The organism is Bacillus haynesii, from assembly GCF_014042035.1.
Classification (GTDB): domain Bacteria; phylum Bacillota; class Bacilli; order Bacillales; family Bacillaceae; genus Bacillus; species Bacillus haynesii.
On sequence record NZ_CP059494.1, the window covers coordinates 53,486 to 78,548 of the forward strand.

The window sequence follows — 25,063 nt, forward strand, 5'->3', positions numbered from 1 at the left end:
GAAGCTGCCAATGAATGACATGATCTCTTATGTAAAAAAAACTTTGGGCGCATGCGAATGCGGAACCGTTCACTACCCGCTTACAGTGGAAAAAATCACGATCGGCGACAATGCTGTTGAGCAAGAGCTGCCCGCTTTCGTGAAATCGGCTTCCTATAAAAAAGCCGCTGTCATTTATGATGAAACGACCGGACGGATAGCCGGCAAGCGGATTGCGGCTCTTCTTGAGGAAACGGCTGAAACGGTTCCGGTTCTGCTGGAAGCTAATGAAGCGGGTGATGTGACGGCAGATGAACAAACGTTGGTGAGTGCATTGATCGGTGTACCGATTGATGCGGATGTACTTATTGCGGTCGGAGCGGGCACGATTCATGACATCGTCAGGTTTTGCGCCTATCAGCGAAGCATCCCGTTTATTTCGGTTCCTACGGCTCCGTCGGTTGACGGTTTTACTTCAGCCGGCGTACCGCTGATTTTAAAAGGAAAGAAACAGACGGTTCAAACGACAGCGCCGATTGCACTTTTTGCCGATTTGGATCTCTTGTGTCAAGCGCCGCAGAACATGGTAGCCGCAGGTTTTGGCGATATGCTCGGTAAGGTGACGTCGCTTGCGGATTGGGAAATTTCCCGCTTGCTTGCCGGCGAGCCGTACTGCCCGGCCGCCAGCCGTCTCACGAGAGAAGCGCTTGATCAATGTCTTGTCCGAATAGATGACATCGCCGCCAAGACACGCGATGGGATTAAGAAATTGATGGAATCGCTGATCCTTTCAGGACTTGTCATGCTGGTTCTCGATCATTCAAGGCCGGCTTCCGGCGGCGAGCACCACCTTTCCCACTACCTTGAAATGAAAGCGTTGGAGAACAATAAGCGGCAGGTGCTTCACGGTGCTAAAGTCGGCTGTAGCGCCATCATGCTGACTGATATTTACCGATCCCTTATCGGTGCAAGCTTGGGTGATCAACACGCTGAGCACGCGATTCGCTCGATTTATGAAAAGCTCCCTGACGGTGAGAAAATGGCAGAGTGGATGAGGCGTATCGGCGGGCCTGTATCATTCAAAGAACTCGATGTTGAAGAAGAGCTGGTGAGAGAAGCGCTCACTTACGCCCATCAGCTCAGGGACCGGTATACGGGACTGAAAATCATCAATCAATACGGCCTTTTGCCAGGGCTTTTAGGCAAAGGACCGGGCGTGAAAGGGGTTAAAATGTGAAAAGGTTCCTTTCATCTATCTTTATGGTCACGGTCGCTGTATGTCTGCTTTTATCGGGGTGCAAGGCGAGTCCAGCCTCCGATCAAGCGGACGGCACCGAACTGACATTTTGGACATTCAACGGCCTTCATGAACAGTTTTACGCTGAGATGGTGAAAGAATGGAACAAAAAGTATCCCGAGCGAAAAATCAAATTAAATACAGTGGTGTATCCGTATGGACAGATGCATGACAATTTATCAATCTCGCTTTTAGCCGGGAAAGGGGTTCCAGATATTGCCGATGTTGAGCTGGGGCGCTATTCGAACTTTTTGAAGGGCTCTGACATTCCTCTTACAGATTTAACGCCGCTTGTGGAAGACGAACGCGACAAGTTTGTTGAAGCGAGGCTCACGCTCTACAGCAAGAACGGCAAGCTTTACGGACTTGACACCCATGTCGGAACAACCGTGATGTATTACAACATGGAAATGATGAATAAAGCAGGTGTTGATCCGGATGACATCAAAACGTGGGAAGATTACAGGGAAGCGGGCAAAAAGGTCGTCAAAGCTCTCGGAAAACCGATGACGACGATTGAAACGACCGACCCGAATTCATTTCTGCCGCTGGTTTCCCAGCAGGGATCCGGTTATTTTGATCAGCAGGGGCGTTTGACATTAAACAATGAGACAAATGTGAAAACGCTCGAATTTTTAAAGACTTTAATTGAGAAAGACAAAATTGCCGTCACAACGCCCGGAGGCAATCATCACAGTGAAGAATACTACGGGTTTATGAACCAAGGCGGTGCGGCGTCTGTTTTAATGCCGATCTGGTATATGGGCCGTTTTTTGGATTATATGCCTGACTTGAAAGGGAAAATCGCGATCAGACCGCTGCCGGCATGGGAAGAAGGGGGAGACCGCTCAGCGGGAATGGGCGGAACGGCCACCGTGATTCCAAAACAGGCGAAAGAGGTCGATCTGGCCAAGGATTTCTTGAAATTTGCCAAAGCATCAAAAGAAGGCAACATCAAGCTGTGGACCGTGCTCGGGTTCGATCCGCTCAGATGGGATGTGTGGGACTCGGACGAATTGAAAAAACCAAATCAATATACAGAATATTTCCAAAATGGACAACGCATCTTTTCCGTGCTTCTTGACATAAAAGATGAGATCAATCCGCTTTACCTCACTGAGGACTATGCGAAAACTTCCGATCTCATCAACAGAAACGTACTGTACGAAGCGCTCAAAACGAAGAGCAAAACACCGAAAGAAGCATTGGACAAAGCAGCAGCTGAAGTGAAAGGGCAATAGTCTTTCATTACTGTAAAGCGAGGCGATAACTTGAAGACTGTTAAAACAGATACAGTGCGTTCGTTTCCGCCGATGAGCAGAAAAAGAAAGATCAGACGTTTATTATATTCAGCAAAAGCCGCACCCTATATTTTCACAGCACCTTTTGTACTCTCCTTCTGCATATTTTTTCTTTATCCGCTTATCAGCGTCGTCATCATGAGCTTTCAAAGCATTCTCCCCGGGGAAGTCCGCTTCATCGGGACGGAGAACTATAAAGCATTAAACAATCCTACATTTTATACCGCACTATTCAACACCGTCAAATACACCTTTTGGACATTGCTGATTTTAATACCTGTTCCTCTAATTCTGGCAGTCTTTTTAGATTCTAAACTCGTAAAGTTTAAAAACGTGTTTAAATCGGCTTTATTCATCCCGGCTCTGACTTCAACCATTGTGGCGGGAATTATTTTCAGGCTGATTTTTGGAGAAATGGATACATCGCTGGCGAATTCGATATTGGCTAAGCTCGGAGCTTCGCCGTACAACTGGCTGAACAATGAACATACCGGCATGTTTTTAATGGTGATGCTCGCATCCTGGAGATGGATGGGAATCAATGTCCTGTACTTTTTGGCGGGCTTGCAGAACGTTCCGAAAGAATTGTACGAAGCTGCCGAAATCGACGGCGCAGGCACGTTCAAGAAGTTTTACCATATTACGCTTCCGTTTTTAAAGCCCGTCAGCGTCTACGTGCTGACGATCAGCATCATCGGCGGCTTCCGAATGTTTGAAGAAAGCTATGTGCTGTGGCAGAACAACTCTCCGGGCAACATCGGCCTGACGATGGTCGGATACATTTATCAGCAGGGGCTTGCCTACAACAACATGGGCTACGGGTCGGCGCTCGGCATCGTGCTCTTGATCATCATTTTCATCTGCAGCCTCATTTCATTAAAGCTGTCTGGATCTTTTAAAAAGGAGGGCTATTAATGCGTCCTGCCGGAGGCCTCAACATTGCGAAAGTTGCTCTGTTTCTGCTGTTTGCAATATTAAGCTTTTTGTTTGTGTTTCCGCTCTTCTGCCTTTTGCTTGGCTCGCTCAAACCATCTTCGGAATTGCTGCGCTTCGGCCTGAATTTGAAGCTGAGCCCTGAAATCCTGAGCCTTGACAATTACAATTACTTGTTTAACGGCGGAAGCATTTATTTTCAATGGTTTTCGAACAGCTTGATTCTCGTGGTGATATCCACCGTGCTGACGCTCTTGTTTTCTTCAATGGTCGGATACGGGCTTGCCGTCTACGACTTTAAAGGAAAAAATCTCTTGTTTGTAGCCGTGCTCCTGATCATGATGGTGCCGATCGAAATTCTCATGCTGCCTTTATTTAAAATGACGGTTTCTCTTCATATTGTCGACACTTACGCCGGCGTGATCCTGCCGTTTATCGTTTCGCCTGTCGCTGTGTTTTTCTTCAGACAGTATGCGCTCGGCCTGCCGAGAGATTTGCTTGATTCCGCGAGAATGGACGGCTGCACAGAGTTCGGCATTTACTTCAGGATTATGGCGCCCTTGATGAAACCGGCATTTGGAGCGATGATCATTCTTCAATCCTTAAACAGCTGGAACAACTTCTTATGGCCGCTGATCGTTTTACGATCGAAAGAAATGTTTACGCTACCAATCGGGCTGTCCGCTTTGCTCAGTCCGTACGGGAACAATTATGACATGTTGATTTCGGGTTCTGTGCTGGCAATTCTGCCTGTGATTCTTATCTTCCTGTTCTTCCAGAAGTACTTTATATCAGGTTTGACGGCGGGCGGAATTAAAGGCTGATCCACTATATATTATCTTGAAAGGAATGGTTTAACATGACTGCACACAAAGCGAAGATGACGATTGACAAGGAATATAAGGTGGCAGAGGTTGATAAACGAATTTACGGCTCCTTTATCGAGCATCTCGGCAGAGCCGTTTACGAAGGCATTTATGAGCCTGATCATCCTGAAGCTGACGAATCGGGTTTTCGGAAAGACGTCATCAAACTGGTCAGAGAACTGAAGGTTCCATTTATCAGGTATCCCGGAGGAAACTTTGTCTCGGGCTATAACTGGGAGGACGGGGTCGGACCTGTCGAACAGCGGCCGACAAGACTTGATTTAGCGTGGGCGACAACCGAGCCGAACTTAATCGGGACGAACGAGTTTATGGATTGGGCAAAGCTTGTCGGGGCAGAGGTGAATATGGCCGTCAACCTCGGAACGAGAGGAATTGATGCCGCACGCAACCTTGTTGAATATTGCAATCATCCGTCAGGATCGTACTACAGCGACTTGAGAAAATCCCACGGATATAAGGAACCGCATAAAATTAAAACATGGTGTCTTGGCAATGAAATGGACGGTCCATGGCAAATCGGGCATAAAACAGCAGCCGAATACGGAAGACTTGCCGCTGAAGCTGCAAAGGTGATGAAATGGACGGACCCGTCGATCGAGCTCGTCGCCTGCGGAAGCTCGGGAAGCGGAATGCCGACATTCATCGACTGGGAAACGACGGTGCTTGATCATACGTACGAACACGTCGAGTACATCTCGCTTCACTCGTATTACGGAAACCGTGATAACGACCTTCCAAACTATTTGGCGAGATCGCTAGATATGGATCAATTTATCAAAACGGTCATCTCAGTCTGCGACTATATGAAAGCGAAAAAGAAAAGCAAGAAAACGATTCACCTTTCATATGATGAGTGGAATGTCTGGTATCACTCGAATGAAAAAGACAAAGAAGCCGAGCGCTGGGCGAAAGCGCCGCACCTTCTTGAAGACATCTACAATTTTGAGGATGCACTTCTCGTCGGCTGTATGCTGATTACGATGCTCAAGCATGCGGACCGTGTGAAAATCGCCTGTCTGGCTCAGCTTGTCAATGTCATCGCGCCGATTATGACAGATAAAGGAGGAGAAGCGTGGCGACAGACCATTTTCTATCCGTTTATGCACGCTTCCGTCTACGGCAGAGGAACGGTATTGCAGACGGCCGTATCGTCTCCGAAGTATGATGCGAAAGACTTTACGGATGTTCCGTACTTGGAGTCCGTGTCTGTTTTCAATGAAGAAGCCGAGGAATTAACCGTTTTTGCCGTCAACCGCGCAACAGACGGCAGCCTTGAAATGGAAGCCGATATGAGAAGCTTTGAAGGGTACAGCGTCTCTGAGCACATCGTTCTGGAACACGAGGATCATAAAGCGACGAATGAAAAAGACCGCAACAACGTCGTTCCGCACAGCGGAGGAGACGCCAAAGTATGTGACGGCAGGCTGACGGCTCACCTTCCGAAGCTTTCCTGGAATGTGATCAGAATGAAAAAACGATAAATTGAAAAACCGGCCCGGCGAGGCCGGTTTTTTTAGATGAAAAAAGGCTTCCGCAAATATGCCGAAGAATAAGATAAAACGGGAGGAGGATCTATGAAGACGTTTTTTTCGGCTGCCTACTGTTTTTTGATGTATGCATTTTTAGCATACCTTTGGCTTCTGTTTATCACAGCGGTCATCGATAGGGTACGGTCTTTTGATCAGCCGCTTTTAGCGGCGGGTTTTATTTTCATCGGCACCATGCTGTTTTTTTCACTGTCACGCCATTTTTCAGCTTCGCTTGTCACGACAACCGCCGGTCGAATCGCGGGTATCGCCGCTTTTTGTCTAGTCATGGCCGTTCATTTTTTTGTCGTTCCATTATGCTAACAGAAAAAAGGCGGATATCTTGTTGATATCCGCCAATGATGCCTTCAAAAAGGCTGCAGATGAAGCTTGTATTTATTTTATTCTTATTATTCCTATTCGTCAACTTGGTTTATGGTTGTCGGGAAGCAGCTGATTGAAAACTTCGCACAAAAAGATGATTGCGCTTACATAAAATATGAGATATGTTAAAAAAGAAACAAAGGGGGGAGGAATTGGATGAATGCAATAACAATTGTGATCGCTTCCATCTGTATTTTGGCGATCGCCTATCGTTTGTACGGAACATTTATGATGGTGAAAGTGTTGAAGGTTGATGATGACAAGCCGACTCCTGCCCATCTCCAGAAAGACGGCAAAGATTATGTGCCGACGAACAAATGGGTGTCTTTCGGCCACCACTTTGCGGCCATCGCAGCTGCAGGGCCGCTTGTCGGGCCGATCTTGGCGGCGCAGTTCGGCTACTTGCCGGGGCTATTGTGGCTCTTGATCGGAGCGGTGATCGGGGGAGCCGTGCATGATATTGTCGTTTTATTTGCGTCCATGCGGAGGAAGGGAAAGTCGCTTTCAGAAGTGGCGAAAGAAGAGCTCGGGCCTGTTGCGGGATTTTGCACGGGGCTTGCGATGCTGTTTATTATTACGATCACGATGGCAGGGCTGTCGATGGTTGTACTTCATGCGCTTGAACGCAATCCGTGGGGGACGTTCGCCGTTGCGATTACAATTCCGATCGCGATGGGGGTCGGTTTATTTTATAAAAAGACAGGCAACTTAAAATTAGCGTCAACCGGAGGATTTATTTTGCTGATGGCCGGTGTCTTCATCGGGCCCTCCATCGCGGAGACGCCGCTTGGAGACGCCTTGACGCTCGATACGAAAACGCTTGCTGTCGCACTTCCTGTCTATGCATTTTTTGCAGCGGCGCTCCCTGTCTGGCTGCTGCTTGCACCGCGCGATTATTTGAGCAGCTTTATGAAAATCGGAGTGTTTATCGCCTTGATTGCCGGGGTGTTCGTCGTCAATCCGGCGATTCCGTTTCCGGCGTTTACCGAGTTCACGGGCGGAGGGGGACCTGTATCGCCTGGTCCAGTCTGGCCGTTTATTTCAATTACGATCGCCTGCGGCGCGATTTCCGGCTTCCATGCATTTGTCGGTTCAGGCACGACGCCGAAGATGCTTGATAAGTGGAGCGACATGAAATTCGTCGGCTTCGGGGCGATGCTCGTTGAGTGTCTTGTCGGCATCATGGCTTTGATCGCGGCAACGGCCTTGCAGCCGGGCGATTATTTTGCCATCAACAGTTCACCAGAAGTCTTTCGGACGCTTGGCATGAATGTCGTCCACCTGCCTGAACTCAGCCGCGAAATCGGTCTCGATCTTGAAGGAAGAACAGGCGGAGCTGTTACCCTTGCCGTCGGCATGGCTTATATTTTTACGGATATTCCGTTTTTCAGCCATTTGGCCTCTTACTTTTTTCAATTTGTCATCATGTTTGAAGCTGTCTTTATTTTAACGGCGATCGATGCCGGTACAAGGGTGGCGCGTTATTTGATTCAAGACTTTTTCGGGGAAGTGTACAAACCGCTGAAAAAAACGGACTGGCTTCCGGGTTCGGTCGCAGCGAGCGCCCTTGCCTGTTTCATGTGGGGGTATTTGCTGTATTCAGGCGATATCAGCTCGATTTGGGCGCTGTTTGGCGTATCCAACCAGCTGATGGCATCCGTCGGTTTAATTATCGGAGCGACGGTCATTTTAAAAATTGCGGACAAACGGCGTTATATGCTGACATGCCTCATTCCGCTCGCTTATTTGTATGTGACGGTCAACTACGCGGGATACTGGATGATCAAAAACGTTTATTTTAATGCGGAAGCTGCCGGTTTCAGCGTTTTAAACGGCATTTTATCGATCATTATGCTGCTGTTGGGACTGGTGATCATGGCGGCTGCCATTAAAAAATGGACGGAGATTTGGCGTGATCCGGCTTTGCGGATGGAGCCTTCTATTCCTGGATGATCAAATAAACCGGGGCCATTTCAGGCCGCCGGTTTATTTCGTTTTTAAGCCTTGTTCCAATGTCTCGAGCATTTCGGTTTTGTCTGATTCAGTTGCGTGCTGCCAGATGACCTCGAACAACACACCCAATCCTGGAAGCATTTTTTCTTCACCGCTTTGGATCGCATCGACAATCGTATGCTCAAGCTCTTCTTGCGAGTTTCCTGATACATTGGCAATAACGGCATGGCGCAAATTCAAATCCATCATTTTTCACTCCATTTCATCATCTGATTTTCTATATTCTGCCTCGCTTTCGGGTTTATTATGTATCATTGATGAGATATAATGTGACTATTGCGAGACAAAAGGAGTCAAAACGATTTGAAACGAATTGAATCAGCTAAAAATCAAAAAGTGAAGGATTGGAAAAAACTTCACGCAAAAAAAGAGCGGACAAAAACCAATACTTTCTTAATAGAAGGCGAGCATCTTGTTGAGGAAGCGCTGAAGACACCGGGTGTTGTGAAAGAAATCATGGTCGCAGACGAAGCGGACTTCCCGGCTATGATTGATGAGTCTGTTGCCCGCTATATTTTGAGCGCTGATGCTTTTTCGGCGATTGCCGAAACGGAGACGCCTCAGGCTGTCGCCGCTGTATGCCGTATGCCCGAAAGCGGACCATTTCAATACGAAAAGGTGCTGCTTGCGGATGCTGTGCAAGACCCGGGCAATTTAGGGACGATCATCCGGACGGCAGATGCAGCGGGGATCGATGCGGTTGTTATCGGACAAGGCACTGTCGACCCTTACAATGCCAAAACGCTCAGGTCGGCTCAAGGCTCGCATTTTCACATTCCGATTTTAAAACGCGAGCTTTCAGAGCTGATTGAAGAGCTGAAGGGAAAAAGCGTCCCGGTTTACGGCACAGCGTTGCAGGATGCCGTGCCATTTAGAGAAGCGGAGCCGTCACAGTCATTTGCGCTTTTGATCGGAAATGAAGGATCTGGGGTCGATCCGGATCTCCTCGCACAGACTGACCAAAATCTGTACGTTCCGATCTACGGAAAAGCGGAGTCGCTGAATGTGGCGGCCGCAGCCGCGGTCCTTCTTTATCATCTCCGCGGATAACCGGTTGCACAGGACCATGTATTTCACTATAATGAATGTAATATGTTTAAAAACAGTGATAGAGGCTCCGTTTTTTCACATGCCGTCATTAAGGGAGAAAATGCCTTAGACTGCAAGCATTTTTATGACAGGCCGGAAAAACGCTTCACCTCTTGAGTTGTCACCGGGACCGCGTCTCTCAAGGGATGTGTAAAGGTGAACCGGATTCATTCCGTTATGCCAATGAAGTAAGCAGCAAAGCTTTTTTGCTTTGTTTTAAAAAAGGGTGGTACCACGGCCACGATTCGTCCCTTTCAATATGAAAGGGGCTTTTTTTATTGCCTAAAAAAACAGGTTGCTACATAAAAGGAGGAGTTTTTAAGATGCAGGAAGAGCTGAAACGGCTTGAGAAAGAAGCGGTTGAAAAAGTGGAAGCCGCTGGTTCATTAAAAGAAGTCAACGACGTCCGCGTTGCGTACCTGGGAAAAAAGGGACCGATCACAGAAGTGCTTCGGGGAATGGGAAAGCTGTCCGCTGAAGAAAGGCCGAAAATGGGCGCCTTGGCGAACGAAGTAAGAGAGAAAATCGCCGCGGCGATTGCCGAAAAAAATGCCCGCCTTGAGGAAGAAGAGGTGAAAAGGAAGCTGAAAGAACAGACGATTGATGTGACGCTTCCGGGAAGCCCTGTGAAAACAGGAGCACGGCATCCGCTGACGATCGTTATTGAAGAAATCGAAGACTTGTTTATCAGCATGGGATATTCGGTGGAAGAGGGTCCTGAAGTAGAAACCGATTATTATAACTTCGAAGCGCTCAACCTTCCGAAAGAGCACCCGGCCCGCGATATGCAAGACAGCTTTTATATTACGGAAGATACGCTGATGAGAACACAGACTTCTCCTGTTCAGACGCGCACGATGGAAAAGCATAAAGGCAAAGGCCCTGTCAAAATCATCTGCCCCGGCAAAGTGTACCGCCGCGACAATGATGATGCGACACACTCCCATCAGTTTATGCAGATTGAAGGGCTCTGTGTTGACCGCAATATCAGCATGAGCGACTTAAAAGGAACCCTTGAAACGGTCGCGAAAAAGATGTTCGGTGAAGAGCGCGAAATCAGACTGCGTCCAAGCTTCTTCCCGTTTACAGAGCCGTCTGTCGAAGTCGATGTTTCCTGCTTTAAATGCGGAGGCAAAGGCTGCTCCGTTTGTAAACAAACGGGCTGGATCGAAATTCTCGGCGCCGGAATGGTGCATCCGAACGTGCTCGAAATGGCCGGATTCGATTCCAAACAATATCAGGGATTTGCTTTTGGAATGGGTGTTGAACGAATCGCAATGCTGAAGTACGGCATTGACGACATTCGTCATTTCTATACGAACGATGTCAGATTTTTATCTCAATTTAAACAGGCTTAAAGAGGAGGACGCGTGATGTTTGTTTCATATAAATGGCTGCAGGAATACGTGAATTTAGACGGGATGACTCCCGAGATTCTCGCTGAAAAGATTACGAGAAGCGGAATTGAAGTGGAAGGCATCGAATATAAAGGAGAAGGAATGAAAGGCGTTGTCATCGGACATGTGCTGGAGCGCGAACAGCATCCGAACGCTGACAAATTAAACAAATGCCTCGTCGATATCGGTGAAGAAGAGCCTGTCCAGATCATCTGCGGGGCTCCGAACGTGGACAGAGGGCAAAAAGTAGCTGTCGCCACGGTTGGTGCGGTATTGCCCGGCAATTTTAAAATCAAAAAAGCGAAGCTCCGCGGGGAAGCGTCTAACGGCATGATCTGCTCTTTGCAGGAGCTTGGCATTCAAGGCAAGCTTGTGCCGAAAGAATATGCGGAAGGCATCTTCGTCTTCCCGGGCGATGCTGAAACCGGTGCGGACGCCCTTCAAAGCCTGGCGCTCGACGATGCGGTTCTCGAACTGGGACTGACGCCAAACCGCGCCGACGCCATGAACATGCTCGGCGTTGCCTATGAAGTGGCTGCGATTCTCGGCCGTGAAGTCAAGCTCCCTGAGACGGCTTATCAGGCAGGCGCCGAAAAAGCGGCGGACTATATTTCCGTCAAAATTGAAGATACAGAAGCCAATCCTTTATACGCGGCAAAAATCATTAAAGACGTCAAAATCGGCCCGTCGCCGCTTTGGATGCAGACGAAGCTGATCAATGCCGGAATCAGACCGCATAACAATGTCGTCGATATTACGAACTTTGTGCTGCTCGAATACGGTCAGCCGCTGCACGCGTTTGATTATGACCGCTTCGGCTCAAAAGAGGTCGTCATCCGCAAAGCATACGAAAACGAAAAGATAACGACGCTGGACGAACAAGAAAGAACGTTGACGCTTGAGCATCTTGTCATCACAAATGGCTCTCTTCCGCAGGCTGTCGCAGGCGTAATGGGCGGAGCGGACTCCGAAGTCCGCGAAGATACGGCGACAGTGCTGCTTGAAGCGGCGTATTTTAACGGCCAGACAGTTCGCAAGGCATCAAAGGACCTCGGTCTTCGCAGCGAATCAAGCATCCGCTTTGAAAAAGGCATCGATCCCGCACGGGTGCGCCTCGCTGCAGAACGCGCGGCAGATTTGATCAGCCGGTATGCCGGGGGAACCGTCTTGGAAGGTACGGTTGAAAAAAACCATCTTGACATCAAAGAGAATGTCATTCGCCTTTCCGTTGATAAAGTGACGAAGGTTCTCGGCATGTCCATCAGCAAAGAAGAAATGGTCAACATTTTTGAAAGGCTCGGCTTTGCCGTTGAAGACGCTGAACGTGAACTGGTCGTGACGGTTCCATCAAGAAGAGGCGATATTGCAATTGAAGAAGACTTGATCGAAGAGGTCGCAAGACTGTACGGATATGACAACATTCCGTCGACACTGCCTGAAGTGACAGGCTTTGCGGGCGGACTGACACCTTATCAGGACAAGCGCAGAAAAGTAAGGCGCTTTTTGGAAGGGGCAGGGCTTTCCCAGGCGATCACATACTCATTAACAAACGATAAAAAAGCAACGGCTTACGCATTGGAAAAATCGTTTAAAACGATCCTTTCGCTGCCGATGAGCGAGGAAAGAAGCGTGCTGAGGCACAGCCTGCTCCCTAATCTGCTCGATTCGGTTGCATACAACTTGGCAAGGCAGGCCGATTCAGCTGCTTTTTATGAGATCGGTTCAGTTTTCTTGAAAGCCGAAGAACATACGAAACCTGTCGAAAAAGAACACGTCGCGGGAGCCGTGACAGGCCTGTGGCACAAAAACCTCTGGCAGGGCGAGAAAAAGCCGGTTGATTTCTTCGTCGTAAAAGGCATCGTCGAGGGTCTGTTGGAAAAGCTCGGAATCACCGACGGCATCGAGTTCGCTCAATCTGAAAGAAAAGAGCTTCATCCTGGGCGGACAGCCAATATTTTGCACAACGGCTCATTAGTCGGCTTCATCGGCCAGCTGCACCCGTCAGTTGAAAAAGAGCTGGATTTGAGCGACACGTATGTGTTTGAGCTGGACCTGCACGAGCTCCTTCGATTGGATGTACCGGAGATCACGTATACACCAATTCCGAAGTATCCTTCTGTTACAAGGGATATCGCGCTTGTTGTAGACAAAGAAACAACGGCCGGCCAGCTTGAGGACGTCATCAAAACAGCAGGCGGCAAATGGCTCAAAGAAGTCCATGTCTTTGACGTCTACGAAGGCGAGCACATGGAAGAAGGCAAGAAATCCGTCGCCTTCAGCCTGCAATATTTAAATCCTGAACAAACATTGACCGAAGAAGAAGTGACAAAAGTTCACGACCAAGTGCTCAAGGCACTTGAGGACACATATCAGGCTGTATTGAGAGGATAAAGAAAAACCGGTCCCCGATCATTCGGGAACCGGTTTTTTGTCTTCAACATGGTCAAAAGCTACTGACGCTTCAGAATCCGTTCGATTTTTTCTTCATCGGAGTCTAAAGCTCCGTACAGTACACCGGGCATGCTGTATTGATGACGTTTCCCTGCTGCAGTATAACGTAAAACAGGAGTGACCGTATAAAAATCATATTCGCCTGTCAGATCAAAAGACGGGACGACGATGTGTTTGCTTTGTTTCGCTTGAACGGCGGTCCCCTTGTCAAATGTATACGTCATGACGCCGTTTAGATCGGTGATCTTTTCAAGGGAAATATCTTTTGCCAGATTGTTTTTCAGCCGAACGTCCAAGGACGGCTTTGGATATCCTGCAGTATACTGGCCGGCAGGCGACAGATCGCCGCTTCGAACATTGTGTTCGTTTTGAAGGGTGATCTTTCCGATTTGAAATGCTTCTCTATCACATCCGTTAAAAGATATCAGCAGCTGATCCGTTTTTTCCGGTTTATCGCTGGAGATCCGGACGTCAACGATAATGTTGACGAGCATATAGCCTTTATGGCGAATCCCTGTTTCAACCTTGTAATCGCTGATTTGTATATGATCGTTATCAAAAGCGAGCGATGTAACCGTATCACCGCTTATCGGAACGCCGGTGTTTGTTTTTTGCAGGCCGAAAATGTTAAACGACATCGTCTCGTCTTCCATCACATAGCTGATGTAGTTTCGGGCAAATAAAAGCCCGTTTTCTTTATTTTCGCTGGCCTCTGTAAAGTTCGCCTTGTTGAAGAAAATAAAGAGAGAAAATGCCAGAGCTGCGCATATGGTGAGCGTGATGATCCATTTTATTTTTGACATGGTGACTCCTTTCTGAGTCTGTCGATTTGTATGAGAAGGAATGCGGAGATATTCGCAATAGTCATCCATAGAGGTCAATGATTCACCATATAAAGAAGAGAAGGTTCAAACATTTCACAGCTGGTCAAAATTCAGCAGGGGCTCTGAATTTTTAGTGAAATATGCGGGTCCAGTTGCAACGGACCCGCTCATCCAACCTAGTCGGCACCGTTTAACGTTTCGCCGCAATCCGCTTCGCCTTCTGCGTATTGGCAAAGTGCAGCTTTGTAAATACCCTCAATGCGCCTTCGCCGTGTTTCTTAATCAGCTTTGCCGCTGCTTCATCGACGAGCGGACCCGCTCCTTTCGGGAGCGTCATCCCGGCTTCTTTCGAAAGCTTATCCATCTCCATTAAAAATGAATAGCGTGCGATGATCGAGGCCGCTGCAACTGAAAGATGGATGCCTTCCGCTTTTGTGCTGAAATATGTACGTTCTTTGACGGCGGTTTTGCCTGCCAGGTGCTTGAAGTATACGGCAGGTTCTGCGAACTGGTCGATTAAAATCGCTTCCGGCCTGGTGCCGTCCAACTTTTTGAGAAGGTTGCCGATCGCCTGGTTGTGGAGAAGGGCCTTCATTTTTCCCTGGCTCATCCCTTTTTCCTGCATTTCATTATACTTTTCATTTCTCAAGACGAGCAGGCTGTAAGGGACTGTCTTGATTAAGTCGCGCGCGATCTGAACGATTTGCGGATCTTTTAAGTTCTTCGAATCTTTAACACCGAGTTCCTTTAATAGCGGCAGCTTTGTTTTGTCAGCGTATACGCACGCGACAGTGATCGGGCCGAAATAATCGCCTGTCCCGACTTCATCAGATCCGATCACAGACATGGAACCGATGCCTTCAGGCGGCTGATAGACGGACGGGATGCTTTTTTTGGATACGGGCTTTTTGGCAGCCGGTGTTTCAGCATCCGCCGTCCAGCGCTCCGCTTCCTTTTCCGCGTTTTTTCCTTGGAACAGCACCTTCCCTGACCGGTATGCTGTAATGGTGCACCCTTGGGGTTTGGCCTGGAAAACCGCGCCCTGTACCGAAAGTGAAGTCATGTCAGGCCCGTAGTAGCTTTGCATTCGTTCAATAACAGAAGGGGGAACTTTTAAAACAGAATGTGACACGTTCTAATCTCCTTTATTAGCCTTAAACACGCTAAATCATTGTTTTTATAAGTGTATCATAACAGCGGAGGGCTCGTCTTTCCATTCAATCTCTAAACATGTTATGATATAGACTAGGATTCTCGCATAATTGGAATGGAGGAGAAACGTTGTCTGATGGTCAAAAAACGAAAACAACAGTTGACATCTACGGTCAGCAATTCACAATTATCGGCGATGAGAGCAAGAGCCATATGAGGCACGTTGCCTCGATTGTGGATGATAAAATGAGAGAAATCAACGAAAAAAATCCGTACCTTGATATAAATAAACTGGCCGTTTTGACGGCTGTAAATGTGGTTCACGATTATTTGAAGCTGAAGGAAGAGCTTGAGAGATTAAAAGGACAAATTAAAGAAAAGGATTGAACATCACGATGTTAGATATCATCATTATCATTTTGCTTTTGTCCGGTTTGTTTATTGGACTCAAAAGAGGGTTTATCCGCCAGTTTATCCGTTTGGTTACGTTTATCGCAGCGATCGCTGTGGCAGCAACCTATTACGGCGACCTTGCGCCTAAGCTCGGCTGGATTCCGTCTCCCGACTTTACGGGCGGCCAGGCTGCGCTGGCGTTTGTAAACGGAAGCCTTGAAGGCGCTTATTACAATATGATTGCGTTTTTGATTCTCTTTTTCCTGACGATTATCCTTTTGAGAATTGCCGCATCGTTTTTGGATGCCGTTGCAAGCATACCGGTTCTTAAACAGATCAACCAAGTACTCGGAGCCGTGCTCGGTTTTGCGGAAATCTATCTGTTCGTGTTTGTCGTTCTGTTCATCGGAACGCTTCTGCCGATCGATGTCCTGCAAAACATGATGGCCGGATCGGTCATGGCTGATTTGATCATTCATAAAACACCGTTTTTATCAAACATGTTAAACAATCTGCTGCATCAGTACGGATCTTTGTAAAAACTTCTCTGTTTGTAGGGAAGTTTTTTTTCGGGGCTCTTGAGAACCTCGGAAGCTGTCGGATATGCCTGTTTGTTGTAGGAACAGCCAAAAATTTGTATGATTGAAGCAGGATGAACGAGGGGAAACAAGAGGTGAACAACATGCATAAAAAAGATATTATCAAATTACTTGAAACGATTGCGATATATATGGAACTAAAAGGAGACAACCCGTTTAAAATCTCCGCTTTCAGAAAGGCTGCGGCAGCTCTTGAACAAGACGACAGAAGCCTCTCGGAAATCGATGATATGATGTCCCTGTCCGGGATCGGCAAAGGCACATATGCTGTCATCAAGGAATATATGGACACGGGAGCATCCGGAACGCTGGAACGATTAAAGGAAGAGGTTCCGGAAGGACTTGTCCCGCTTTTGAAGTTGCCGGGTCTCGGCGGCAAAAAAATCGCCAAGCTGTATCAGGAGCTCGGCGTCTGTGATGCGGCATCTTTAAAAGAGGCCTGCGAACAGCAAAAGGTTCAGGGGCTTGCCGGATTCGGCAAAAAAACGGAAGAAAAAATCCTGCAGGCTTTGGGTGAAGCGGGGAAACGCCCTGAACGGTACCCGATCGCGGTTGCTTTGGCCGTCGCTGACATCATCGAAGAGCAGCTTGAAGGGCTCGCGGGTCTCATCAAGTTTTCGCGGGCCGGAAGCTTGCGCCGCGCCAAAGAAACGGTGAAAGACCTCGATTACATTATGGCTGTCACTGATCCGGAACTTGTCCGGGAAGGGCTCTTAAAGCTTTCGAACATCAAGGAGGTCATTGCCGCAGGAGATACGAAAGTGTCTCTCACATTTGCGTTTGAATACGAAATCAGTGCGGATTTCCGGCTGGTGACAGAGGAACAGTTCCCAACGACGCTTCATCATTTTACCGGATCAAAAGACCACAATATCAAAATGCGCCAGCTAGCCAAAGAAAAAGGCGAAAGAATAAGTGAATACGGCGTCGAAACCGTTGAAACAGGAGAAATTAAAACCTTTTCAAGCGAAAAAGAATTTTTCGCCCATTTCGGGCTTCCGTTTATTCCGCCCGAACTGCGGGAGACGGGAAGAGAAGTCGAGGACTACAGCGACGACATCGGGCTCGTTTCCGCCGAGGATATTCAAGGAGATCTTCATATGCACTCGGCTTGGAGCGACGGTGCTTTTTCGATCAGGGAAATGGCGGAAGCATGCATGGCAAAAGGGTATCGCTATATGGCGATCACAGACCATTCCCAATATTTGAAAGTCGCAGGCGGTTTGACGCCAGAGCGCCTGCGCATGCAGGCAAAGGAAATTGATGAACTGAATAAGGAATTTACCGATTTTCATATTTTTAAAGGCGTGGAAATGGACATCCTCCCTGACGGAACACTTGATTATGACGATGAGCTGCTGGCGGAAATGGACCTTGTCATTGCTTCCATCCATTCAAGCTTTTCACAGCCGCAGCACGTGATCATGAAGCGGCTTGAAACCGCGCTGATGAATCAGCACGTTGACATTATCGCTCATCCGACCGGCCGTCTGATCGGAAGAAGAGCGGGTTATGAAGTCGATATTGACCAGCTGATCGAGCTTGCGAAAAAAACGAATACAGCATTGGAGCTGAACGCAAATCCAGCGCGGCTCGATCTCAGGATGGAACACTTGATGAAAGCGAATGCTGCCGGAGTGACACTCGTTATTAATACGGATGCACACAACACAGCGATGCTTGATGATATGAAAACGGGCATTACGGCAGCGAGAAAAGGATGGACGCCAAAGGCCAATGTATTAAATACCCGCTCCTTTGAAGAAGTCCAGGCATTTTTGTCGCGCCATCGATCTTAAGGAGGTTTAATGGACGTTGCAGCAAAAAGCGCTATCAGCACTTGAATTTCATAAAGTAAAAGAACAGCTCACAGAGCATGCGGCATCTTCTTTGGGGAAGGAAATGCTTTTGGAACTCAAACCTTCCCGTTCGCTCGAAGAAGTCAAAAAGCTGCAGGAAGAAGTCGATGAAGCAGGAACCGTCCTGCGCTTAAAAGGAAGCGCCCCTTTCGGCGGCCTTACGGACATTAGAAAAGCGTTAAGAAGAGCAGAAATCGGCAGCATTTTAAGCCTGGCGGAATTGACTGAAATATCGGGTCTGCTTTACGCAGCAAAACAGATGAAGCACTTTCTCGAAGGCCTGTTCGAAGACGGGGTTGAGATCCTTTGTCTTCACCAATATGCAGAAAAGCTCATTCCGCTTTCCGAATTGGAAAGAGACATCAATTCGTGCATCGATGACCATGGAGAAGTGCTTGACCATGCATCTGAGACGTTAAGGGGAATCAGGACTCAGCTGCGGACGCTTGAATCAAGAATCAGAGACCGGCTGGAATCGATGCTGCGTTCTTCATCTGCGCAAAAAATGCTGTCGGATACGATCATCACGATACGAAACGACCGCTTCGTCATCCCTGTCAAACAGGAGTACAGATCAAGCTACGGAGGAATCGTGCACGATCAGTCGTCTTCCGGTGCGACATTGTTTATCGAGCCTCAGGCGATTGTTGATATGAACAATGCGCTTCGCCAAGCAAAAGTAAACGAAAAACAGGAGATTGAACGGATCTTGCGCGTCCTGACAGAAAAGACGGCAGAGCACACAAATGAACTCTTTCACGATGTCAAAGTGCTCCAGACGCTGGACTTTATTTTTGCAAAAGCAAAATACGCAAAAGCGACAAAAGCGGTTAAACCGGCTGTCAACGCTGACGGTTATGTCCGCCTGATTCAAGCTCGCCACCCGCTTTTGCCCCTGGATGAGGTCGTTCCGAATGATATTGAGCTCGGCGGAGAGTATACGACAATTGTCATCACGGGCCCGAACACGGGCGGTAAAACGGTGACGCTTAAAACGCTCGGGCTTTTGACCATTATGGCGCAGTCGGGATTGCACGTACCGGCTGAAGAAGGATCAGAGACCGCCATATTTGATCAAGTATTTGCCGATATCGGCGATGAACAGTCAATCGAACAAAGCTTAAGTACGTTCTCGTCACATATGGTCAACATCGTCGAAATTTTGAAAGACATGACGGAAAACAGCCTTGTGCTTTTTGACGAGCTCGGCGCCGGGACAGACCCGCAGGAAGGTGCGGCCCTTGCGATCAGCATCCTTGACGAAGTGTGCCAGACAGGCGCACGCGTCATTGCCACGACTCATTATCCGGAGCTGAAGGCATACGGCTACAATCGCGAAAATGTCATTAATGCAAGCGTCGAATTTGATATCGATACACTATCACCAACCTACAAGCTCTTAATCGGAGTGCCCGGCCGAAGCAATGCGTTCGAAATTTCGAAGCGCCTCGGGCTGCCTGATTACCTGATCGGCCGCGCAAAAGCGGAGATGACGGCCGAACACAATGAAGTTGATACGATGATCGCATCGCTGGAAGACAGCAAAAAGCGCGCCGAAGCGGAGCTGAACGAGACCGAAGCCATCCGCGCGGAGGCTGAAGCCCTTCACCGCGACCTGCAACAGCAGATCAGCGAATGGCAGGAGAAAAAAGACAAGCTCTACGAAGAAGCGGAGCAAAAAGCGGCTGAAAAAGTCAAAGCAGCGATGAAAGAAGCAGACGAGATCATCCAGTCGCTCCGCATGATCAAAGAAGACCATAAAGCATTTAAAGACCATGAGCTGATCGAGGCGAAAAAGCGCCTTGAAGAAGCTGTGCCTTCGTTTGAAAAAGCGAAAAAGCCGGCTCAGAAAAAAACGGACAAGCGCGAATTAAAACCGGGCGATGAAGTCAAGGTTTTAACCTTTGGCCAAAAAGGGACGCTGCTCGAAAAAACGGGTGCGGCCGAATGGAATGTTCAAATCGGCATCCTGAAAATGAAGGTCAAGGAAAAGGATCTGGAATTCCTGAAATCGGCACCTGAACCCGAAAAACAAAAAACGATCGCCGCCGTCAAAGGGAAAGATTATCACGTCTCGCTCGAACTCGATCTTAGGGGAGAGCGGTATGAAAATGCGCTTCACCGGGTTGAAAAATACTTGGATGATGCGGTGCTTGCGGGCTATCCGAGAGTCTCGATCATCCACGGCAAAGGTACCGGCGCCCTCCGAAAAGGCGTCCAGGACCTATTGAAATCCCACCGCAATGTGAAAAACTCCCGGTTCGGCGAAGCGGGAGAGGGAGGATCAGGCGTCACGATTGTCGAATTAAAATAAAAAAGGGAGTCTAAAAGGATGAAAGAGTTTTGGGAGAACGACCTTGTGGAAATCGCCGCGTACTACAGCGTTTCCGTTTTGTGTCTTGTGATATTTTTATCTGTGTTTGAACTCGTCACCACGTATAAAAATTGGGAGGAGATTCAAAAAGGAAACATGGCGGTTGCGATGGCAACAGGCGGAAAAATTTTAGGCATCGCCAACGTGCTGCAAAAATCGATCAGCCAGCATAATTCCCTGCTGCAAATGATGGGGTGGGGGCTGTTCGGTTTTATCCTGCTTTTGATCGGCTACTTCATTTTTGAATTTCTGACGCCGCGCTTTAAAATTGACAAGGAGATTGAAAACGACAACCGCGCAGTCGGCTTCATTTCATTCGTCATTTCAGTCGGCCTGTCATTTGTCGTGGCTTCGGGTATCTAAAGGGGATCAACATGGAGAAATTAGCGAAAGTCCTGTTTTTTACAGCTGGGGTATTTGTGGTTATCGGCCTGATTTATATGATCTTTTATGCTTAAAAAAGGTGTCCTGAAAAGGGCGCCTTTTTAAAAATGAAAAAATATCATTACTTTCTGAATATTGTTTTGATATACTGAAATCAAGAATATATTGTTTAAAAGGGGGGATCTTATGCCGACTGAAAAACCGTGGCTGCGTCATTATCCTGAACAAATTCCTCACGAACTGCAATTTGAAGACCAAACACTCCATTCCATCCTGCAACAATCCGCCCAACAGTTTTCTGAAAAAACAGCGATTCATTTTCTCGGAAAAAAACGTTCGTACCGGCAAGTTTACGAGGACGCTTTAAAAATGGCAGATTACCTGCTGTCACTCGGCATTCAAAAAGGAGACAGAGTCTCGATCATGCTGCCGAACTGCCCGCAGGCGGTTATCGCGTATTACGGCGTACTTTTCTCCGGCGGCATCGTCGTTCAGACAAATCCGCTGTATACGGAAAGGGAGCTCGAACATCTGCTTCATGACAGCGGGGCAACCATCATCATTACGCTCGACATGCTGTACCCGGCGGCATATAAAATGAAAGCGCTAACAAATGTCGGGCACATCATTGCGACAAGCATAAAAGATTACCTGCCTTTCCCTAAAAATCTGCTGTACCCGATTGTTCAAAAAAAAGAGAATCAAATGTCGGTTGAGATCAATGAAAATGAGACGACCCACCTTTTCCGCACCATCATGAAACGCCCCGTTCCAAGCGGTCCGCCGGATATTGAAATCGATCCAGCCCACGACATTGCCGTCCTGCAGTATACCGGAGGCACGACAGGCACGCCAAAAGGCGTCATGCTCAGCCACCGCAACATACTAGCCAACATGGAGATGTGCGCCGCCTGGTTTTATCAATTGAATAAAGGGGAGGAGAAGGTGCTGGGGATCGTTCCGTTTTTTCACGTCTACGGAATGACGGCCGTCTTGAATTTCACGATCAGGCAGGGGTATGAAATGATCCTGCTGCCGAGATTTGACGCGCGCTCTGCGCTGAAAACGATCGATAAAGAAAAGCCGACGATATTTCCGGGGGCACCGACGATTTATATCGCCCTGTTGAACCATCCTGACCTTCACCAATACGATCTGTCGTCAATTAAGAGCTGTTTGAGCGGATCAGCGGCGCTTCCTGTTGAAGTCAAACAGCAGTTTGAAAAGGTGACGGGCGGAAGGCTTGTCGAAGGTTACGGAATGTCTGAAACCTCGCCCGTCACCCACGCCAATTTTATTTGGGATTTGAATAAAGCGGGCAGTATCGGGTGTCCTTGGCCTGGTACAGACGCGGCGATCTATTCGGAAGAAACCGGCGGTTTTCTCGGGCCTTATGAGCATGGAGAAATCGCCGTCAAAGGACCGCAGGTGATGAAAGGCTACTGGAACAATGATGAAGAAACAGCTCAGAGTCTAAGGGACGGCTGGTTTTTTACCGGAGACATCGGCTACATGGATAAAGACGGCTTCTTTTATATCGTCGACCGCAAAAAAGACGTGATCATTGCCGGGGGATACAACATCTACCCGCGCGAAATCGAAGAGGTGCTCTACGAGCATGAAGCCGTTCAGGAGGCGGTCGTTGCCGGCATCCCTGACGAATACAGAGGAGAAACGGTTAAGGCTTTTGTTGTGCTGAAAGATCATGTTACAATAACAGAGAAGGAATTGGACGAATATGCCAGATCGCGTCTGGCTCCTTATAAAGTGCCGAAAGTATACGAGTTCAGGGACGAACTTCCGAAAACGGCAGTCGGAAAGATTTTAAGAAGAGCGCTCGTTCAAGAAGAAAAGACCGGCGTCTGAAAAAGCGAAGTCTGCCGTCGATTTTGACGGCATGCTTTTGTGATGCGATTTGAGTTTAGCTTCTTGACAAACCGTCCATTTTTATTTACGATTAACTCATGAATGAGTATTCATTCATTAATTTGAAAGGGACGAAGCCAATTGAAACAAAAGAGACCAAAGTATATGCAGATTATCGACGCAGCTGTCATTGTGATTGCAGAAAACGGATACCATCAGGCACAGGTTTCAAAAATCGCCAAGCAGGCCGGAGTGGCGGACGGCACCATTTATCTTTATTTTAAAAACAAAGAAGACATTCTCATCTCATTATTCAAAGAGAAAATGGGACAGTTTATCGAGCAGATGAACGAAGAAATGAAAGCGAAAAATTCGGCGACAGAAAAGCTTTCGCTGTTCATCAAAAAGCACTTTGAACTGCTCAGCAGCGATCGCCACCTCGCGATTGTCACCCAGCTTGAGCTGAGGCAGTCGAATCTTGAGCTGAGGCTGAAAATCAATGAGATTCTCAAAGGGTACTTAACGATCCTGGAAGACATCATCACCGAAGGAAAAGAAGCGGGAGAATTTAAGAGCACGCTTGACGTCCGCCTGGCGAAGCAGATGATTTTCGGTACGGTGGATGAGACGGTTACAACCTGGGTGATGAATGATCAAAAATACGATCTGCCAAACCTGGCAGACAACATTCATGAATTGCTGATCCACGGGTTCAGCAGCCAGAAGACGAAGGAGGAGGAATAAAAATGGCAGCATTATCATACACCGTAGACGCCCATGTCGCGATCATTACGATTCAGCACCCGCCGGCAAATGCGCTATCGACGCAAGTGCTTGAAGATCTTTCCGCATGCCTTGATGAACTTTCAGAACGTCAGGATGTCAGAAGCGTCGTGATTCACGGAGAAGGAAGATTTTTCTCGGCAGGCGCTGACATTAAAGAGTTTACATCATTGATGGACGGGTCTGATTATGCAAATTTGGCTGATAAAGGCCAGCAGATTTTCGAAAAGGTAGAATCTTTTCCAAAACCGGTGATCGCCGCAATTCACGGGGCTGCTCTTGGAGGCGGCCTGGAGCTTGCGATGGCATGCCACATCCGGATTGCCGAGGAAAGCGCTAAGCTCGGCCTTCCAGAACTGAATCTCGGAATCATTCCCGGCTTTGCGGGAACGCAGCGACTTCCGAAGTATGTGGGCACCGCCAAAGCGCTTGAAATGATCGGGACATCTGAGCCGATATCCGGCAAGGAAGCTTTTGAATACGGCCTTGTCACGATTTTGGCGGCGAATGAAGAAGAAGTGCTGCAAAAGGCACAAGAGCTCGCGCAAAAATTCGCTGAAAAAAGTCCGCAGACGATGGCTTATGTCATTGAACTCCTGAATTCGAGCAAAGTGTATTCGTATGAAGGCGGCCTCAAGCTAGAAGGGAAATACTTCGGCGAAGTGTTCCAATCCGAGGATGCGAAGGAAGGGATTCAGGCATTTCTTGAAAAGCGGAAGCCGCATTTTAAAGGGAAATAACAAACGTGAAAACAAAGGGGATGAATAGAACATGAACATTTATGTCTTAATGAAGCGCACGTTTGATACAGAGGAGAAAATTCAGATTGAACAAGGGGAAATCAACACGGACGGAGCTGAATTCATCATCAATCCGTACGATGAGTACGCCATTGAAGAAGCGCTTCAGCTGAAGGAGAAGCACGGCGGTGAAATTACGGTCGTCACAGTCGGCGAGGAAGAAGCTGAAAAAGAGCTCAGGACGGCTCTGGCGATGGGGTGCGACAAAGCCGTTCTGATCAACATTGAAGACGACCTGGAAGAAGCGGACCAATATACGGCTTCAGCCATCCTTTACAACTATTTGAAAGACCGCGAGTACGACATTATACTCGGCGGGAACGTGGCGATCGATGGGGGATCGGGACAGGTGGCGCCTCGTTTGGCAGAGCTGCTCGGCATTCCTTGTATTACGACGATTACAAAGCTGACGGTAAACGGCGCAGATGTTGAAGCGGAACGCGACGCCGAGGGCGATCTTGAAGTGATCCAGACGTCGCTTCCAATCGTAGCGACTGCACAGCAGGGGTTGAATGAGCCGCGTTATCCGTCTCTTCCAGGAATCATGAAGGCGAAGAAAAAGCCTCTCGAGGAGCTCGAGCTTGATGATCTGGATATCGACGAGGAAGACGTGGCCGCCAAAACAAAAACGATCGAACGATTCCTGCCTCCGAAAAAAGAAGCCGGGAAAATCCTTGAAGGGGAACCGGAGCAGCAGGCGGCAGACCTTGTATCACTGCTGAGAAGCGAAGCAAAGGTCGTTTGAAGCCGAAGGGAGAAAAAACACGGTCAT

The 25,063-nt window shown here is 48.1% G+C and carries 22 protein-coding genes; 19 read left to right on the plus strand and 3 right to left on the minus strand.

Annotated features, from left to right (window positions below; genetic code table 11):
* Window positions 1-10: 10 nt before the first annotated feature.
* The 7 genes from H2R00_RS00260 (at window position 11) to cstA (ending at window position 8,260) form a co-directional block, all read left to right on the plus strand.
* A complete protein-coding gene (locus H2R00_RS00260) occupies window positions 11-1,216 on the plus strand; it encodes a sn-glycerol-1-phosphate dehydrogenase (RefSeq protein ID WP_182070251.1) in 1,206 nt (401 codons plus the stop codon).
* Between the two features lie 23 nt (window positions 1,217-1,239).
* On the plus strand, window positions 1,240-2,517 hold the full coding sequence (gene araN, locus H2R00_RS00265) for an arabinooligosaccharides ABC transporter substrate-binding protein AraN (RefSeq protein WP_182070995.1): 1,278 nt from the start codon (window positions 1,240-1,242) through the stop codon (window positions 2,515-2,517).
* 30 nt (window positions 2,518-2,547) lie between these two features.
* Window positions 2,548-3,492 (plus strand): arabinooligosaccharides ABC transporter permease AraP, encoded by a 945-nt coding sequence (gene araP / locus H2R00_RS00270; RefSeq protein WP_154995562.1) that lies wholly within the window; start codon window positions 2,548-2,550, stop codon window positions 3,490-3,492.
* Complete coding sequence (locus tag H2R00_RS00275; protein ID WP_154995560.1) at window positions 3,492-4,334, plus strand: carbohydrate ABC transporter permease; 843 nt, start codon at window positions 3,492-3,494, stop codon at window positions 4,332-4,334. Before araP ends, H2R00_RS00275 begins: the two co-directional genes overlap by 1 nt.
* Before the next feature lie 35 nt (window positions 4,335-4,369).
* Entirely contained in the window at window positions 4,370-5,878 is a 1,509-nt protein-coding gene (gene arfA / locus H2R00_RS00280; protein WP_154995558.1) for an arabinosylfuranosidase ArfA, read from the plus strand.
* A gap of 93 nt (window positions 5,879-5,971) precedes the next feature.
* Entirely contained in the window at window positions 5,972-6,247 is a 276-nt protein-coding gene (locus H2R00_RS00285) for a hypothetical protein (protein WP_154995556.1), read from the plus strand.
* 216 nt (window positions 6,248-6,463) lie between these two features.
* Window positions 6,464-8,260, plus strand: a complete 1,797-nt coding sequence (gene cstA, locus H2R00_RS00290) for a carbon starvation protein CstA (protein WP_144498768.1) — start codon at window positions 6,464-6,466, stop codon at window positions 8,258-8,260.
* 33 nt (window positions 8,261-8,293) lie between these two features.
* On the opposite strand, the gene sspI is transcribed toward cstA, so the two are convergent.
* The gene (sspI, locus tag H2R00_RS00295; protein WP_023855460.1) at window positions 8,294-8,506 is read right to left on the minus strand and encodes a small acid-soluble spore protein SspI; all 213 of its coding nucleotides are present in this window, start codon (window positions 8,504-8,506) and stop codon (window positions 8,294-8,296) included.
* Between the two features lie 117 nt (window positions 8,507-8,623).
* On the opposite strand from sspI, the gene H2R00_RS00300 reads away from it, so the two are divergent.
* The 3 genes from H2R00_RS00300 (at window position 8,624) to pheT (ending at window position 13,197) form a co-directional block, all read left to right on the plus strand.
* On the plus strand, window positions 8,624-9,370 hold the full coding sequence (locus H2R00_RS00300; RefSeq protein WP_154995554.1) for a TrmH family RNA methyltransferase: 747 nt from the start codon (window positions 8,624-8,626) through the stop codon (window positions 9,368-9,370).
* Window positions 9,371-9,732: 362 nt separating this feature from the next.
* Window positions 9,733-10,767 (plus strand): phenylalanine--tRNA ligase subunit alpha, encoded by a 1,035-nt coding sequence (gene pheS / locus H2R00_RS00305; RefSeq protein ID WP_076793188.1) that lies wholly within the window; start codon window positions 9,733-9,735, stop codon window positions 10,765-10,767.
* Window positions 10,768-10,782: 15 nt separating this feature from the next.
* Window positions 10,783-13,197: a phenylalanine--tRNA ligase subunit beta gene (pheT, locus tag H2R00_RS00310; protein ID WP_182070252.1), complete on the plus strand. Its 2,415-nt coding sequence runs from the start codon at window positions 10,783-10,785 to the stop codon at window positions 13,195-13,197.
* 59 nt (window positions 13,198-13,256) lie between these two features.
* Here pheT and H2R00_RS00315 read toward each other — a convergent pair whose 3' ends face one another.
* Window positions 13,257-14,060, minus strand: coding sequence for a hypothetical protein (locus H2R00_RS00315; RefSeq protein ID WP_182070253.1), 804 nt, complete (start codon window positions 14,058-14,060; stop codon window positions 13,257-13,259).
* A gap of 211 nt (window positions 14,061-14,271) precedes the next feature.
* Window positions 14,272-15,213, minus strand: coding sequence for a ribonuclease HIII (gene rnhC / locus H2R00_RS00320; protein WP_182070254.1), 942 nt, complete (start codon window positions 15,211-15,213; stop codon window positions 14,272-14,274).
* A 149-nt stretch (window positions 15,214-15,362) separates the two neighbouring features.
* Here rnhC and zapA point away from each other — a divergent pair, with 149 nt between their 5' ends.
* The 9 genes from zapA to H2R00_RS00365 all read left to right on the plus strand — a co-directional run bounded on the left by zapA (window position 15,363) and on the right by H2R00_RS00365 (window position 25,036).
* A complete protein-coding gene (zapA, locus tag H2R00_RS00325) occupies window positions 15,363-15,620 on the plus strand; it encodes a cell division protein ZapA (RefSeq protein WP_020452506.1) in 258 nt (85 codons plus the stop codon).
* An 8-nt stretch (window positions 15,621-15,628) separates the two neighbouring features.
* A complete protein-coding gene (locus tag H2R00_RS00330) occupies window positions 15,629-16,165 on the plus strand; it encodes a CvpA family protein (protein WP_154997608.1) in 537 nt (178 codons plus the stop codon).
* Window positions 16,166-16,308: 143 nt separating this feature from the next.
* Window positions 16,309-18,024, plus strand: coding sequence for a DNA polymerase/3'-5' exonuclease PolX (gene polX / locus H2R00_RS00335; RefSeq protein ID WP_182070255.1), 1,716 nt, complete (start codon window positions 16,309-16,311; stop codon window positions 18,022-18,024).
* A gap of 16 nt (window positions 18,025-18,040) precedes the next feature.
* Window positions 18,041-20,398, plus strand: a complete 2,358-nt coding sequence (locus H2R00_RS00340; protein ID WP_182070256.1) for an endonuclease MutS2 — start codon at window positions 18,041-18,043, stop codon at window positions 20,396-20,398.
* 18 nt (window positions 20,399-20,416) lie between these two features.
* Window positions 20,417-20,821 carry a DUF350 domain-containing protein gene (locus H2R00_RS00345; RefSeq protein ID WP_026579111.1) on the plus strand — a complete coding sequence of 135 codons (405 nt, stop codon included), beginning with the start codon at window positions 20,417-20,419 and terminating at the stop codon, window positions 20,819-20,821.
* Window positions 20,822-21,028: 207 nt separating this feature from the next.
* Complete coding sequence (locus H2R00_RS00350; protein WP_182070257.1) at window positions 21,029-22,708, plus strand: AMP-binding protein; 1,680 nt, start codon at window positions 21,029-21,031, stop codon at window positions 22,706-22,708.
* Between the two features lie 141 nt (window positions 22,709-22,849).
* Window positions 22,850-23,452, plus strand: coding sequence for a fatty acid metabolism transcriptional regulator FadR (locus H2R00_RS00355; RefSeq protein WP_154997600.1), 603 nt, complete (start codon window positions 22,850-22,852; stop codon window positions 23,450-23,452).
* A 2-nt stretch (window positions 23,453-23,454) separates the two neighbouring features.
* On the plus strand, window positions 23,455-24,231 hold the full coding sequence (locus tag H2R00_RS00360; RefSeq protein WP_182070258.1) for an enoyl-CoA hydratase: 777 nt from the start codon (window positions 23,455-23,457) through the stop codon (window positions 24,229-24,231).
* Window positions 24,232-24,262: 31 nt separating this feature from the next.
* Window positions 24,263-25,036: an electron transfer flavoprotein subunit beta/FixA family protein gene (locus H2R00_RS00365; protein ID WP_182070259.1), complete on the plus strand. Its 774-nt coding sequence runs from the start codon at window positions 24,263-24,265 to the stop codon at window positions 25,034-25,036.
* Window positions 25,037-25,063 lie beyond the last annotated feature (27 nt).

Excerpts from the sequence above, each read along its gene's own strand:
- H2R00_RS00260 (WP_182070251.1), top strand. The coding sequence starts at position 11 with ATGAATGACATGATCTCTTATGTAAAAAAAACTTTGGGCGCATGCGAA.
- araN (WP_182070995.1), top strand. The coding sequence starts at position 1,240 with ATGGTCACGGTCGCTGTATGTCTGCTTTTATCGGGGTGCAAGGCGAGT.
- H2R00_RS00275 (WP_154995560.1), top strand. The coding sequence starts at position 3,492 with ATGCGTCCTGCCGGAGGCCTCAACATTGCGAAAGTTGCTCTGTTTCTG.
- arfA (WP_154995558.1), top strand. The coding sequence starts at position 4,370 with ATGACTGCACACAAAGCGAAGATGACGATTGACAAGGAATATAAGGTG.
- H2R00_RS00285 (WP_154995556.1), top strand. The coding sequence starts at position 5,972 with ATGAAGACGTTTTTTTCGGCTGCCTACTGTTTTTTGATGTATGCATTT.
- cstA (WP_144498768.1), top strand. The coding sequence starts at position 6,464 with ATGAATGCAATAACAATTGTGATCGCTTCCATCTGTATTTTGGCGATC.
- sspI (WP_023855460.1), bottom strand. The coding sequence starts at position 8,506 with ATGGATTTGAATTTGCGCCATGCCGTTATTGCCAATGTATCAGGAAAC.
- pheS (WP_076793188.1), top strand. The coding sequence starts at position 9,733 with ATGCAGGAAGAGCTGAAACGGCTTGAGAAAGAAGCGGTTGAAAAAGTG.
- pheT (WP_182070252.1), top strand. The coding sequence starts at position 10,783 with ATGTTTGTTTCATATAAATGGCTGCAGGAATACGTGAATTTAGACGGG.
- H2R00_RS00315 (WP_182070253.1), bottom strand. The coding sequence starts at position 14,060 with ATGTCAAAAATAAAATGGATCATCACGCTCACCATATGCGCAGCTCTG.
- H2R00_RS00330 (WP_154997608.1), top strand. The coding sequence starts at position 15,629 with ATGTTAGATATCATCATTATCATTTTGCTTTTGTCCGGTTTGTTTATT.
- polX (WP_182070255.1), top strand. The coding sequence starts at position 16,309 with ATGCATAAAAAAGATATTATCAAATTACTTGAAACGATTGCGATATAT.
- H2R00_RS00345 (WP_026579111.1), top strand. The coding sequence starts at position 20,417 with ATGAAAGAGTTTTGGGAGAACGACCTTGTGGAAATCGCCGCGTACTAC.
- H2R00_RS00350 (WP_182070257.1), top strand. The coding sequence starts at position 21,029 with ATGCCGACTGAAAAACCGTGGCTGCGTCATTATCCTGAACAAATTCCT.
- H2R00_RS00360 (WP_182070258.1), top strand. The coding sequence starts at position 23,455 with ATGGCAGCATTATCATACACCGTAGACGCCCATGTCGCGATCATTACG.
- H2R00_RS00365 (WP_182070259.1), top strand. The coding sequence starts at position 24,263 with ATGAACATTTATGTCTTAATGAAGCGCACGTTTGATACAGAGGAGAAA.